Below are 14,449 nucleotides of genomic sequence, written 5' to 3' on the forward strand. Positions count from 1 at the left end.
AGGCTTCGACTTCATCCTCTCCGATTTTTTCTGACGATTTCTTTTGAGTCATTTCAACTCCTACTTAGATTCACATACCTCATAATACAGGATTTATGATTTACAAACCATTTGCGATCGCTATAGATTATTTTCATTTTGACGTTTAGGAATGCGTCTTAAGAGGCTAAGAAGTTGTTCATTGCAAGGGAAAATTCGAGTATTGTAGGTTTTAGTATCCTTTAACTCTCCCTTTGAGTAGGCTTTGCTAACCACTATCACAGTCCTCCCATTTCTTTCTTTGATATCATTCCAATTGAGAGCTATTGCTTCCTCTGGTCGGAAACCTGTTAAAGCTAGAAACTCTACATAACCAGAGTAGTAGGAATGAGAGTAAGCACTAGCAGGTGAACAGAATTCATTACTTGAGAATGACTGAATAATGCTTTTAACTTCTTCAGGCTCAAAGCATTCTTTAGAACGTTTGCTTTTTTGTCCTTTAGGCAGTTGCTTTTTGAGATTGTGATAGGGATTATCACTGATTAACTTAGTTTCAACAGACCAGTTGCAGGCAGCATTGATGTTAGCAATTGCTTTTTTTAGGGTGCTGGAACTGTAATGCTCCAATAATTCCTGCAATAGTAAGTGAGGATTGTCAAGGTCAAGAGCTTCACTGGAAACTTTAGTTAAGCACCTCTCTACTTCTTTCCAGTCTTTTTTTTGAGTTGTTTTAGCTACTCGCTGTACATTGGCTTCCTTGTAGTGTTCCCAAACATCAGCTAGATTGAGCTTAGTTACCCGTTGTACAGGTGCTAGTGCTTGTGCGTGTTTAGGGGAATATTTAGCTAGACTCTCATCGAAGCGTTCCATTAGGATATCGCTGTTGATTTCTTGAGCCTTAGCACTGGCTACCTTGAGAGTAGTATCAGTATCAGCTTTACCGACTGTTATGACGTAACGCTGACCATTGAACCGCCAGCGAATACGATAGCTACCTTGAAATCGCTCTACCGAAACCTTACCGTACTTAGCTACTACACCATCTTTGCTGTCATCAGGGGTGATAAACATGATTTTGGGTATGGGTAAATTTCATACCCGCCTCATACCCAGTTTCTTTGCAGAGGGTATCTAGTAGAGCTTCCAGCCGTTGGTTTACCTCAAAAGTAGTTAAAGCTAGCTGATTTGTAATCAGCCTGTCGCAAGTTCGAGTCTTGTCACCAGCTTTATAGCAGTTTTCACTCGGATTAAATATCGGATTAAATACAGTAGGGACACGGCACTGCCGTGTCCCTATCTGATATCTGCTATTTTGTACCTTTGGAGCGGGCTAGAAGCCCACTCCACAAGAGTTTTAATAAAAATAGGTGCACAAGTTAAATGTGCGACCAATTACAAGGCTTTACCTAACGCAGCGCAGGCTTTTTTCAACCATTCAATTGCTGCTGCATCAAGTACGGGTTCCAATTTCTCGACTACCGAAGCGTGATAATTATTTAACCATGCGAGTTGAGTCTGTGACAGCCGATCGACATTTATTAATTTGCGCTCAAACGGAATATACGTCAGCGATTCAAATCCGTACCAAACCGTACCGTTTTTGGAGGGCATTTCCCTGACAACATAAAGATTTTCGATGCGAATTCCGCCCCATCCCGGTTCGTAATATCCCGGTTCGATGCTGGTTACCATTCCGGCTTCCAGGGGATACTGCACAGATTTGCTGATGCCGTTTGGCCCTTCGTGACCGGCTAAAAACGCGCCGACTCCGTGCCCGGTGCCATGTCCGTAGTCTAGCTGTTCTTGCCATAATACTGCACGGGCGATCGCATCTAATTGCGCTCCCGTTGTTCCTTTGGGAAATTGCTGCATTGCACAGTTGATGTGCGCGATTAAGACTGTGGTGTAGTGTTCTATTTGTAGCGCCGTCGGTTCTCCGATACTTACTGTTCTCGTATCGTCGGTTGTACCTGCTAAATATTGCGCGCCTGAGTCAAGCAGCAGCAATTCTCCGGGTTTTAAGGTAACTTCTGGGCTGGGGGTTCCGTAATGTACGATCGAGCTATTGGCTCCCGCACCTGCGATCGTTCTAAAAGTTAAAGTCTGAAAATCTGTTTCTTGCTGGTAAAATCTTTCGATGGTTTCCTTGACATCAAACTCTGTCACTACCTTACAATTTTCTAGCTGTTCTGTCAACCACTTTAAAGTCAAAGTTTTAGCTCGACTTGCTTTGAAATTGGCTGATTTCATCTGCTCGATTTCAACCGGATTTTTGCGAGCTTTCATCCCTTCTACCGGATGACTCTCAAAAACTATTTCGATGTTGTAGAACTGCGCTTCTTGATGGTTTAATATTAACTGGTACGTGCCTGCTGTGCTGTGTTTCGGGTCTAAAAGTACCCGAACTTTTTTCGGCAAATTTACGCAAGTTTCTAATGTATGCGGATAGTCTGCGTAGGGAAGCAAAGTTACATCCGCCCGCAATTCTTGCTTGATTTCTAGTGAAATCCGTTCGGTGTTTGTAAACAAAAACGCTGAATCTGTGGTGACAATGGCATAGGATATGAAAATGGGAATGTGGGGAATATCCGAGCCTCGGAGGTTGAACAGCCACGCTATTTGATTCAGGTTGGTAATCGGAAGCACATCGATGTTGGCTTTTTGCATCGCTTCCCTGACTCTGGCTAATTTTTCGGCGGCGGTTTCTCCTGTCAGGGATGCAGGTAAGCTAAATATGGGTTCTGCATCAATCGCGGGTAAAGTCTCTGCTGTTTGCCAAGGAGTTTGCGATTGCACTTTGTCTGTCAAATTCTCCCGGATTGGTATGAGTTCAATCTCTGCATTCGCGAATTTTTTCACCCAATTTTGATAGTGCTCTGTCGCTACTGTAAACGGGTCAAAACCCAGGCGAATTTTAGTTGATTCTTGTGTTGATTCTACAACCAGCTTTTCTAAAGTTTCAATTAAAGTTAAATTTCCTTCTAAGCCCAGTTTCGATATTTGAATAATTCCAGTATCTACTTGCAATTCTGCTTGTTCGTAATAGCGGGAATCCACAAACAACCAAGCGGAATCTTTGCCCACCAACAAATCACCGGCGGAACCCGTAAAACCGCACATCCAAGCTCGCCGTTGCTTGGCTGCTGGAACTGATAAATTTAAGTGTTCGTCAACCGCTGGGATGAAATAGCAATCTAAGTCGTAATCGGCCATCAAATCGCGCAAGTCTGCCAGTTTTGCAGCGGAGGTATCTTGAATATTTGTATTTGCTTTTAAGTTAGTGGCAACCATTTTCAAATTTCCTATTTTACTTGTTTAAAATTGTCTTCAAACCTTTAACTAATCTCCTAATACCTGCGGTGGCGGTTGCTTTTTCCAAAGCACCATAAGCAACGCGCAAATAGCAGCCGCTATCCATGCCGAAGGTTGTACCGGGAAGCACTGCTACGTGATATTCGCGAATTAATTGTTCCACTAATTCCATTGTATCGAGTTCAGTATCAACTTTCAAGAAAAAGTAGAATGCTCCGGCTGCTGGGGAAATTGTACACAAGTTTGGGATGGTCTTGAGTTCGTCTAATACGAGTTGCCGCACGGATGCGATCGCCCTTACATAATTATCGCAGTAACCTCTACCAATTTGCAAGGCTCCCAGGGCTGCATACTGAGAAATTACCGGCGGACAAATTAAGATTGTATCTTGAATCTTTCTCACTGAAACGAGCAAGTGTTCTGGTATTACCATATACCCGATCCGCCAACTCGCAAAACCGTAGGCTTTGGAGAGGCTAAATAGAGAAATTGTATGTTCGCTGCTGTTGGGAAAAGCGGCGGGCGAACAGTGTTTGACGCCGTTATAAGTAAAATATTCGTAAGCTTCATCGCTGATGTGATATATGTTGTGCTGGCGACAAATTTCGTTAACTTCCCGGAGTGCTTCGACCGAATAAACAACACCAGTGGGATTATTTGGTGAAACCGTAACGATGGCTCGCGTTTTGTCGGTAATTGCTTTTTTTATAGCATCGATATTAAGTTGATAGTTGGTGTCGGTTTCTACTATCACTGGTCGGCAATTTGCCATAAGTGCCGCCATTTCGTGGTTGAAATAATAAGGGGATTGGATAATAACTTCGTCTCCAGCCGAGGTAATAGCGAGAAGGGCGTTGGTAAATCCCATGTTGCTGCCGGCGGTAACGACAATGCAGTTTTTGCTATTAATTTCTATGTCGTTATCTGTTTTGAGTTTGGCTGCAATAGCATCCTGTAATTGTGGAATTCCTTCGACAGCTTTGTATTTGTGATTGTCGGGATTTGCGAAGAATTCGGGAATTTTATCAAATGATTCTTGTGGCGGATTGTAGTAAACTACGCCTTGTCCTAAAGATATCGTTCCCGGATTTTGGCGAATCAGTTCGCCAACTACTGGAATTATGGGCGACTGTACCGATTGCATTCGAGTCGCGTGATTTTTTATCATATATTATAGGTAATTGTAGGAGCTGGTTTAGTGATAATGTACGTCCTTAAGCAAGTTTACTATTTCACGCACGCGCCTCTCCACTTCAGGATCTATGTAATTCTATTTTAGAACCTTGCGGCGACTTAAATACTTTAACTTGTGCGGGCAATCTTTCGCCCAATTCTCGAACATGGGTAATCACTCCAATAAGCCTTTCTCGCTGCCGCAAAGATTCTAAAATTTGAGTAACGCTTTCGAGAGTTTCGGTATCTAAAGTACCAAATCCTTCATCGAGAAATAAGCTGCCCAAGTGAGCTCCTTGAGACAGTTTTTCTGACAACGCTAAAGCCATTGATAAGGAAGTGGCAAAGGTTTCACCGCCGGAAAGAGTGCGTACTCGTCTAGCTTCGCCGCCGTTCCAATTATCTGCTACCCAGTATTCGCCGTCTTGGTTTCTTAGTTTATAGCGATTTTCGGTTAATTCTTGCAAAATTAATGTGGCACTGCCGACTAATTCTGCTTCTAAATGTTCTAAAATGTAGGATTGAAATTCGTTGGATTTGAGATTCTGCGCTAAGGTGTGATAAGTTTGCTCTTGTTCTGTGAAATTTGTGATTTGCTGTGACAGTCTTTCGGCTTGTTCGAGATTTTGAGCTGCTACTTGAATCCAAGCTAAAAGTTCGGCGCGGTTGTTGTTGGCTTGTTTGAGGTTTTCTTGGGCGGTATGTTTTGCCGATCGCACTTGTGCTAAATTATTCTCATCGGTAGTTCTGCCTGCGATCGCCTCGCTCAAATCTTTCGCCCGCGTCTCTAACTGAATTTTTGATTCGCGGTGAGAACGAATAGCATTTTCCCATTGCGATTGTTCCTGAACAGTCGCAACCGCTGCTAAAAATGTCTCTTCTGTGAAATCAGCCGCTGTTAATTTTGCTGACCAATCCAGGTTTAGTTGCTGTTTATGGGCCTGGGCTTGTCCAAAAACCTCTCCAGCTTGTTGCTCTCTCTCTGCTGCTTGAATAACCGTATTTTGAGCAGTTTGATAGGATTTTTCGGCAACTTTCAACAGATTAGCCAAGTCTTGCTTATCTTCTTCTAAGGCTTTTGCTAAATTAGGATAAGGTTGATATTCGGTAATTTGATAAAGCGCATTTACACAACTTTGCAACTGCTGCTGTCTGCGGTCTGATTCGGCGATCGCATCTTGATATTCTTGTTGTTTAGCTGCTTGAGTCGCCACAGCAAAATTAAACCTTTGCTGACAATTATCATATTCCAATGATGCCAGTTGGAACTGCTGCTCGGTTTCGCGGTATTGGCGATCGCTCTCTTTAAGTATTGCGAGTTCCTGCTGCAACCCCAAGCTTTCCCACTGAGGAGTTTCCAGAATTTGAGCGATTTGCTGCTGCAATTCGGCAACTCTATTCGCAGTTAATTCCAACATTTGAGCAGCTTCCGACTCTTTTTGCAGGCAGGCTGAAACTGCGCTTTTTCCCTCAGCCTCCAACCTTTGAGCAGCTTGAAAAGCCTGATTTGCCGCCGCAAATTTCTGCCGCAAACCAGTGAGATCGACAATATTAGAATTCGGCAAAGGAGGCAGGCGATCGCTCTCAGGATGCACCCCCCCGCACACCGGGCAAGTATCGCCAGAATTCAGCGACATTCTGACAGCAGCAACACTCTCTAAACGTGCCGCTTCCGCATTAGCGGTTTCCGCCGCTTCTAACTCGCGGCTGCACTCTTTTAGCCTGATTTCGGCTGCTTCTAAATTAGTGGCAACCTCCACATAACTCTGTTGAGCCCTTTCCTTCTCTGCGATAGATTTATCCAACTGTTGCTCCTGAGCTTTTCCCTGCTTGGCAAATAGCTGAAATTCCATCAATAAGGGTGCAATTTGCTGCAATTGCTCTAAACGCTTTCCTCCCAGCGAATACTGTTCGAGCTGTGCGGCTGTTTGAGTTACTCGAAAACCCGCACCTTGAATTTTAGTGTTAGCACCTTGCAGTTCTTTATCTGCTGCTTGAAAAAAGCGGAGTTTTTCTTGTTGAATTTTTTGGGCTAGCGCAACTTCTTTTTCTAATTGAGCGCGCTGTTCTTCATATACTTTCGCAGCAGCTAGAGCATCTTCGCGAGCCTTAATTTGTGGCGCTAATGCCTTTTCTTTGGCTTTTGCCTCGTCAATTTTCTGCTGCTCTACTGCTAGCTCTGAACGAGCTTTAATTAACAGTTTTCGCGCTGCCATCGAGGCACGTTCGGCAGTTTCATGCTGACTGCGAGCCGATCGCACTAAAGCCCAATCTCCCTGTAAATGATTGGCAGCTTGCGCTCTTTCTAAACGCTGTGCTAAAATTTTCATCTCAGCAGAATTAGCATTTAATTTAGCCAGTTGTTGTTGCAGCTCTTGCCAGCGAGCGATTTGCGAAAATAGCTGTTCCTCTTCATCTAGATCCTTCTGAGCTTTCATCACAACGCGATCGAACTCAGGCAACTGCTGCTCTAAAATCAAAAGTTGCGATCGTCTTTGAGCCACCTCATCCGCCGTCGGCGCACTCAAATCAGCTAACTGCCTTTCCACCATTTCCCGTTCTTGTTTCAGCAACTTTGCGAGTTCATTTGTTTCCTTCCGCATCTGCTCAAAAATCTCAAATCCCGCTAGCTGCCGCAAAATTTCCCGGCGTTTTGAAGTATCCCCTTTAATAAACTCATCAAACTTGCCTTGAGGCAGAACAATTGCTCGCGTAAAAGTATCAAAATCCATTCCTAAAATCTGTTCAATGGTATTTTGAACAGCAACGATACTCGTCCCCAAAGTTTCCCATTGACCATTTTGCCAGTTGTCTAAAATCACCTTATTTTCGGGAGATTTCGGACGAAAACGCCACCTTCTGGTCACCCGATACTGTGCCGAACCCACAGAAAAACGCAACTGCACTTTTAAATTTTCGCTGCCTTGACTTGCCAAATCACTGACTTGTTTGCCGCTGCGAGTTGTCGTGCCAAAAAGAGCGTAGGTCATGGCATCTAGCAGTGAAGATTTGCCCGCACCTGTAGCACCAGTAATTGCAAACAAATCGAGTTGAGAAAAATCTAAACGCTGTTCGCGGTGGAAGCTGGTAAATCCTTCGAGAATAAGTTCGAGTGGACGCATACTGATTTTAGATTTTAGATTTTAGATTTTGGATTTCTATTACTCTTTACCAGGTGGAGCCTGGTAAAGCAGATCGGGAGCATCTGCCTCCTATGTTTCTATTTAAGCGGGAGGCAGAGCAAGAGTCATATCGGTTCCCAGACGGAGCCTGGGAACCAGTTAATTTGAGATTTTTGATTTGGGATTGTATCTTTTTACCCCTTTAATTATTAACTGTTTCCTTAAACTTCTTGTACAAATTTTTAAATTCCTCCAATACGGCCGGTTTCGGTGTCGTTCCCAATCGGTTTTGATAATAGTTGCAAAACTCTGCTGCCGGATCGAAATTATTGGGATCGATATTAGTTATTTCTGTTGGTTCTAGCGCTGCATCTGGATAGCGCGGTTCAATTAACAGCGCTTGAGAACAGATTTGACGCACTCGATCGGCAAGTCCGATTTGCGGACTGTCCAGTTCGACAATTACTTTCAAGAAACCAGGATGATACTGATGAGCTTGTAAAGTTTTATCGAGATTGTCGTTATGACATTTAAGCACTTTTAACGGCTTGTGGCAAGTCACAGGCTTAAATTCCACCTTTGCCTGACTTCCCGGCTCAACTTCTATCAAGCAAAATCCTTTTTCCTGTTCCGCTTCTCCAAAATCTAACTGAATCAAAGAACCCGAATAATAAGCGGGAGAAGTCTCAGAAATCCGCTGGTGAATGTGGATGTGCCCGAGGGCAATATACTGAGCTTCCGGCGGCAGAGTTTGCGATGACAGCAGGTATTTTTCTCGCGTGTAATAAGCGACTTCGGATTTTGCCAATCGAGCGCCGTCAATGCTCATGTGTCCCATCAAAATATTGACAGTATTGTTTCTAAAATCCCTGGTTAAATCTTCGAGTAAATATGCTACTATTTCGCGGTAATCTTTGCGACGATCGGCATCGCCAGACTGCCAGAGAGAATTAGCATCTAACAGTCTTTGTTCGGAAGCAAAAGGCATCGCTCCTACACAAAGTTTACCGCTTTTTGTATTGAGAGTAATCGTGCCGCCGTCTGCAGATCGCCTGGGTTTGCCTAAAGCGCGAACACCGGCGAGGGAAAGCAATTGCGCGATGCTGTCGATGCGGGATGCCGAATCGTGATTACCGGCGATCGCAATTGCGGGAATTCCTGCCGCTTGGAGTTCGCAGAAAAAGTTATAAGCAATGCGTTCGGCGTAAGCGGGAGGGTTGGGCACGTCGAAAATGTCGCCCGCAACGAGCACAGCATCGACATCCAAGGCTTTTGCTTGCTTCAAAATCTGTTCGAGGGCGATCGCAATTTCGGAAGTGCGATCGATCCCTCGAAAACGTCGCCCTAAATGCCAGTCAGCAGTATGAATTATTCGCATAGTACGAGGAGTATTTTGTTTATGTTAACTGAGATGTTGTACCATTTTCAAGAACGGGCATCTTGCCCGTTCCACAAGAAATTCATTCTTTGTGGAACGGGCATCTTGCCCGTTCATAAAAGCCTGATTTAAAATGGTAAAATATCTCAGTTTTAATGCTTTGTGCGATCGCGGTATAAATATCTGCCACAGTTTATGCCTCTTTCTGTTCTCTAATTGCTATTTCAATCTCATCAGAATATGCCTCAGCATAAGCCCAAGCATTCGCCAAATCAGCGGCACGCAGAGTCGGATAGTCTTCTAGGAGTTCAGCTTCAGAAATACCTAAACGGCGAGCATTCACCAGCACCCAAACAGGAATTCGCGTTTGTCTGATGCAAGCATCGCCGCCGCACACGCCGGGAGTCTTTTGAATTCCCGACCAAAATTTTCTTAAACTTTGGGCTAGTAATTCTATAGCTTGAGCCTTCTCTTCAGGAGTTAAAGCTAAGAGTTGCGGTTGCAATTCTTTCAGTGTCGTATTTGCAGTTATTGAGTTCATAAATATTAACTTTTTTTTGCCATACAGGTATTCTAGCACTGGTGGCTAAATCAAAACTTTCATTAAACAGGCTTCACATCGTGAAACCGAGTATAATCAACCACCCGCCCTCCCGTCGCCGATTTCAAAATAATATCTACAAACCGCATATTCCACAGAATTTCCGACGCCACAAAAGAATGTCGCGCGTGAATATTTTGCGAAACAGTTTCGTCAATTCCTGTTAACGTAATTACAATTTCCGCTTGCTGTTCCATCAAGTCTTTTGCAGTAAGTTGGTACAAAGGACTGCTCTCGTCAATTGGGTGCATAACCGTCCAAGTTAATGCAAAAATCGGAGAGTGACTCCGCATCAATTGCAAATCGTAAAAACGCCGCATAAATTCTCCTTCCGATGTTACCTCGTCGCGGATCAAAGTAGCTCGCTGCTGCGCTTCTAAAATCTGGTTGAAACGCTGATTTGCGGTGCGGTACATCAGAGTCGGAACGCCGTTGAAAGGAGCGATTACAGCTACGCGGCTGAAGATAACTCTAGCTGTTGGTCGAGAAAATCTAGCAAAAGCCAGTCCCGTCACCATCGCCACTCCCCACAAAGCAAAAAGCGCTTGGATCGCGACTATTGTATTGGCGTAATCATTGCGCGGATACATAGCGCCGTAGCCGATCGTCGCCATTGTTTGCACGCTGAAATAAAAGGCATCTTTGAAAGAACCCGGTCGCGCGTTAGCAATGCAATCTCCTCCCGCCAAGTAAGCTAAGGCAAATAAAGAATTCGTGACTGTATACGACAGACAAATGAGTATGAAAAATCGCGGCCAAGAAAGAATTAGCAGCCTGTGGTAGAGGTCGGCAAAATGCAGGCGAGGTACTCCCAACTTGACAATATTTAAGGAGAATTGTCCTTTGCGGCTGACTAAACGAGCTTGTGGCTGGCGGTTGCGGTGAATTTTCATTGCGATTTGTAACTGCGGCTGTTTCAATTTGTAACTATTGCTTTGAGCGGGAAAACTTATCCTTTAGACTGATGTCTGATTCCAAAAATTCGGATAAAAGCGGAGTTTAGAAATGGTTGAGCTTAACTGGCATGACTATCTCGTTATGGTTTCTTTTGTGGCTTCTATTGCGGGTCTAGTCCTGCTGGGTGATAATCGCAACTCGCAGCCAACGGACGAGCGCACTTTGAGCGAGGAAATCCTAATCAAGATGAGCTTTACTTACTGGATAGTGTACTGCATCTCTTTTTTCGGGCTGAAACTTCACCTACCAGAAGATAGCTGGTTATTGCTCAGTTTGAAGCTGACTACGGTTCTTTCTTACTTGTTGACCGCTTCTAGCATACTCAGCCTGCCGCTGCAACGCATGGCTGTCCGACGAGTTGAAGATTAAAAAAAAGGCCTTTGTAGTGAGGACTTCAGTTCTTTCGATCGCGGTGAAGAAAAACTAAAGTCCTGACTGCAAAGCTAATTGAGTTATATTACCGGGCAATAAGCTCACAGTTAGCTGTGAGCTTGTTTAATTGTTTATGATGTGAGGGATGCAGACTAACGCGCCCAAAATGGCTAGGGTCGATCGTACTCGTACTTGAAATTGTCATTCTGTTCCTGCCTTCTTTTGGCTGCGGCAATCTCAATGAGTATCCGTTGGCGAAGCGGGCGCGTTAGCGCATAACATGAGGTGGAGTTGGTGAGCCGCACTGTAGGCGATAGCAAAGCCTGTAGGGGTATGTCACGAACTTAGTTGCTCAGGATTTAAAGCCTTTAGAGTTTTTCTTTTTCTCCTGCGGTTTGGACTTTGATTTGTGAACTTCGCCTAAAGCTTCCTGAAATAAGTTGTGCAGGTGCAAGGGAACGCTGGCAATTTCCGGGAGTTCGGGTTCTAAGGGTTTTTTAAAGTCTTGCAGCAGGGCATCTAAATCGCGATCGATCTGAAAGTCTGGGCGTTCCAATACAGTTTGCAAAATTTGTTCTAATTTCGCTGGATTAACTTTCGCTAACCGCTGGAAAATCCAGGCATTAATTGCAGGATCTTCTAGATAGTTGCGAACCAGCTTCTCGTAACCGGGAATGCTAGAAAAGTCTTCGGCTGCTAGCATTGCAGTAAATTGAGCGTAAGTAGACAAAAAGGTTTGTCCCCAGCGAGGATGAGAAAGTGCTGTCACCTGTTCGGCTTTCTTGAAGCGATCGGGCAATTCGACTTTCGGGATTACCATTTTTGAGTGAGGATCGCTATCGATCGCGACCTCAACTGAAGCAGGATCTGCACCGGCTGCTGCTATAGCTGCTGCTTTAATTTCTTCTGCATCGACTCCGGCATCTTCAACGATATCCGCCAGAGATTTACTTTGATCGATGCCGATATCAGCTAGGCGTTTTTTAGTCATTAATTCCTGAAATTCAGCCAACTGTTTATTCAGGTGATATCCCGATTGCGTCACTTCATCGGTGCCAAAAAATTCGGTAAAATCTTCGTGGTACTGTTCTACAGACTGCCAAGCTTGCTCTAACAATTCCGGCGCATCGCTGTACAAATTCTTTTTGTGATTTTGCTTGAAATTGCCGATCGCCACCGCCAACTTCGGCTTGCCCAATTTCCCCATCGGTATCGGAGGGCCCGAGAGTATCCACCAGTCATCGGTGAGAGGAGCGATCCGAGCCCGCAAGATTTCTCCTAACTTAAAGCGAGACATTTCTTGCAGGAAATTAGCGCTGTTGGGCTTAACAACGTAGTGCTTAGCTGTCAGCCAGTTCGTGAGTTCAAAGCTGTCGGGGAAAAGCTGAGTGATTTCAAATAAGCCGGTGAAGCTTCTATGCCGCCAACTTTCTAGCAAGCTGCGATCGCTCTGGGTTAAATCCGGCTGACTTTCGACAAATAGGTCGATCGGCGTTTTCTCCCCGACTTTACCTTCAACTGTAAAACTGTCAATCACTTGATTTTGCTGAGCAATGTCGTAGCGCTCGCCGGTCGATCGAGCGGCAGCATAAGCTTCCAAAGCTACCGCTAACTCTCCCTCAGCATCCAGCACAAAGTCAATTAAATTTTGCTTGAGTGTCCAAGCTCTTTCCAGCATTTCATCCACAATTTATACCGATTTTGAATCAGAGGATTTAGATTAACAATTATCGGATTTGAGGCCACGAACGCTTTCACGCTCCGGCTGCGGCTAATGTGCATCGCGAACAATGACAGAAATATGCGATCGATGCCTCAGTCCTGAATTAGTTTAATTTTAAGGCTAACAGTCAAAAAAAAATGCCCATCTCAAACAGAAGCATCCCGATTTTGTAAAAAGCGTTTTTTAGGAGTGCGATCGTCCCCCACAGCAAAGCCTCTACATCTCGCTCCGTACTCTGCGGCTCGTACTCCTGTGAAATAAAAATCGTGGTGAAAAATGCGATTTCCACGGAGCATAAAAATACCCTCCCCGATGTAGAGAGGGGCTGAAAATCCCCAAAAACTTAGCTAAACTCGCGTTAAAAATAGTCCCAGGTATCAACAACAGTCCAAGACGCAGCAACCGGGTTTTTTTATCAAAACACTTCGCTGCATTCCCCACCAGGGGTAAAAAACCCGGAACGCTGGAGTTTGTGTGCATCCCAGACTGAGAAATACTTGGCGTCAGCCCTTAGCGGCCGTCTTTGTCAATGTCGCCAGGAACAGCGCGTTCCACGCGATCCCAAGCGTCGCGCGTGGCGTGCTTCGCTTTTTCCCAAGCCACATTAGACTTACCGCGATTTGTTTCGTAGTCGCGCTGCAAATCGTGTTCGATCTCGTTGAAGCTCTTACCAGTACCGCCATAGCGGCTGTATCCCTCATAACCGGTGCGGTATGCAGGCTGATAGTCGTCGTAAGTCGCGCTCGTGTCCACGTAAGGACGGGAACTGTAGTTAGTTTGCCAGTAAGCCTCTTCTACCGTGGGGTCGATCGCCTCTGCCACACCTTTGCCGGCCAAACCGCCGCCAAACGCACCCACAACAGCGCCGACAACTGCTCCTACAGGCCCACCGATCGCACCGCCGATCGCAGCACCCGCAGCACCCGCACTCGCCGCGCCAATACCCGTTCCTACTGGATGAGCCCCTGTTTCCCCGGAAAGCGGGTCGAGGTTAGCATCAGGTTCATGTACCGTTTTTTTGTCATCGCTCATGATATTTTTTTCCTTTTATTTAACTGTAACTATTACTCAGTTTACCTTTTCAATTACTCTGTATTCATCTGCCTTCAGGATGAATCTGCTAGCTTAAAAAGAAGGGGAAACAGGATTTTTTTTCGACGCAAAAACTAGTTTTACACCCTATTCTAACGCGATAAGGTGCGCACTGCGCACCCTACATAATTAGGTTAAAGTCAGTCCAGAGCTATGCTCAATTGTGTACTCACAGAAACTCTGTACTTACCAGCAACTTGAGTTAGATAAAAATCTCTTGATTTATTCCTTGCCAGTTACCTTTTGGATCAAATCTTCAGCTTTTTTAACTATGCCTTCTTGCGGGTGTTCTCCCTTGTACTCCTTTAAGCTTTCGTCGTAAGCTTTCTCGACCTTTGCAGGATTTTGAGAGGTTTTGACTATTTCATCGTAAGCTGCTTGGGGATTCAGATCCTCAAAACTTTCTGCGGGGTCAGTAATTTTAGCTTCTTGCTGCGCCTGACTCCTGTCTTGACCTGCGTAAGCAGCCTGACTGGGTACTACCGCTAGACCTAGCAGACCAATGAAAGCCAGCGTACAGACCAGCAAAATGCTTTGGCTCAATGTTTGTCCGAGAGCTTTTAAAACCCGCTTCATATCAACTTCTCCTCGTATTTTTCCGCAAAGATTATGGTGTTTGTCACCCCTTCACTGCGATCGCACGTTTCATAATTTAGCGATCGGGGCAACTTTGGTTGCAAGTGCTGCGCCCAGAGACAGCGAAAAGGAATATTTACCGTGTTGTGAAATATATTAAACGC

At 44.9% G+C, this 14,449-nt stretch carries 12 protein-coding genes and 1 tRNA gene; 2 read left to right on the top strand and 11 right to left on the bottom strand.

Annotated features, from left to right (window positions below):
• Window positions 1-120 precede the first annotated feature (120 nt).
• On the bottom strand, window positions 121-1,050 hold the full coding sequence (locus tag QUA78_RS19685; RefSeq protein WP_333306274.1) for a tyrosine-type recombinase/integrase: 930 nt from the start codon (window positions 1,048-1,050) through the stop codon (window positions 121-123).
• A 77-nt stretch (window positions 1,051-1,127) separates the two neighbouring features.
• Here QUA78_RS19685 and QUA78_RS19690 point away from each other — a divergent pair.
• Window positions 1,128-1,206 (top strand) — tRNA-Thr (locus tag QUA78_RS19690).
• 165 nt (window positions 1,207-1,371) lie between these two features.
• On the opposite strand, the gene QUA78_RS19695 is transcribed toward QUA78_RS19690, so the two are convergent.
• From QUA78_RS19695 to QUA78_RS19720, 6 genes are all read right to left on the bottom strand, one after another.
• Entirely contained in the window at window positions 1,372-3,270 is a 1,899-nt protein-coding gene (locus QUA78_RS19695) for an aminopeptidase P family protein (RefSeq protein ID WP_333306273.1), read from the bottom strand.
• A 16-nt stretch (window positions 3,271-3,286) separates the two neighbouring features.
• Window positions 3,287-4,459 (bottom strand): pyridoxal phosphate-dependent aminotransferase, encoded by a 1,173-nt coding sequence (locus tag QUA78_RS19700; RefSeq protein ID WP_333306271.1) that lies wholly within the window; start codon window positions 4,457-4,459, stop codon window positions 3,287-3,289.
• A gap of 85 nt (window positions 4,460-4,544) precedes the next feature.
• Window positions 4,545-7,586: an SMC family ATPase gene (locus QUA78_RS19705; RefSeq protein ID WP_333306269.1), complete on the bottom strand. Its 3,042-nt coding sequence runs from the start codon at window positions 7,584-7,586 to the stop codon at window positions 4,545-4,547.
• A gap of 202 nt (window positions 7,587-7,788) precedes the next feature.
• The gene (locus tag QUA78_RS19710) at window positions 7,789-8,964 is read right to left on the bottom strand and encodes an exonuclease SbcCD subunit D (protein ID WP_333398978.1); all 1,176 of its coding nucleotides are present in this window, start codon (window positions 8,962-8,964) and stop codon (window positions 7,789-7,791) included.
• A gap of 193 nt (window positions 8,965-9,157) precedes the next feature.
• Window positions 9,158-9,505 carry a DUF433 domain-containing protein gene (locus QUA78_RS19715; protein ID WP_333398979.1) on the bottom strand — a complete coding sequence of 116 codons (348 nt, stop codon included), beginning with the start codon at window positions 9,503-9,505 and terminating at the stop codon, window positions 9,158-9,160.
• Window positions 9,506-9,567: 62 nt separating this feature from the next.
• On the bottom strand, window positions 9,568-10,458 hold the full coding sequence (locus QUA78_RS19720) for an ion channel (protein ID WP_333304673.1): 891 nt from the start codon (window positions 10,456-10,458) through the stop codon (window positions 9,568-9,570).
• A 145-nt stretch (window positions 10,459-10,603) separates the two neighbouring features.
• Between QUA78_RS19720 and QUA78_RS19725 the strand changes: the two genes are divergently transcribed.
• A complete protein-coding gene (locus QUA78_RS19725) occupies window positions 10,604-10,891 on the top strand; it encodes a hypothetical protein (protein ID WP_333304671.1) in 288 nt (95 codons plus the stop codon).
• A gap of 355 nt (window positions 10,892-11,246) precedes the next feature.
• Here the strand turns inward: QUA78_RS19725 and QUA78_RS19730 are convergent, their stop codons facing one another.
• The 4 genes from QUA78_RS19730 to QUA78_RS19745 all read right to left on the bottom strand — a co-directional run bounded on the left by QUA78_RS19730 (window position 11,247) and on the right by QUA78_RS19745 (window position 14,285).
• Window positions 11,247-12,572 (bottom strand): hypothetical protein, encoded by a 1,326-nt coding sequence (locus QUA78_RS19730; protein WP_333304675.1) that lies wholly within the window; start codon window positions 12,570-12,572, stop codon window positions 11,247-11,249.
• A 191-nt stretch (window positions 12,573-12,763) separates the two neighbouring features.
• Entirely contained in the window at window positions 12,764-12,913 is a 150-nt protein-coding gene (locus QUA78_RS19735) for a hypothetical protein (protein WP_333304670.1), read from the bottom strand.
• A gap of 214 nt (window positions 12,914-13,127) precedes the next feature.
• Window positions 13,128-13,649, bottom strand: coding sequence for a hypothetical protein (locus QUA78_RS19740; RefSeq protein ID WP_333304669.1), 522 nt, complete (start codon window positions 13,647-13,649; stop codon window positions 13,128-13,130).
• A 282-nt stretch (window positions 13,650-13,931) separates the two neighbouring features.
• Window positions 13,932-14,285: a hypothetical protein gene (locus QUA78_RS19745; protein WP_333304668.1), complete on the bottom strand. Its 354-nt coding sequence runs from the start codon at window positions 14,283-14,285 to the stop codon at window positions 13,932-13,934.
• Window positions 14,286-14,449 lie beyond the last annotated feature (164 nt).

It is taken from the genome of Microcoleus sp. K4-B3 (assembly GCF_036704615.1).
In the GTDB taxonomy this organism is placed as follows: domain Bacteria; phylum Cyanobacteriota; class Cyanobacteriia; order Cyanobacteriales; family Microcoleaceae; genus Microcoleus.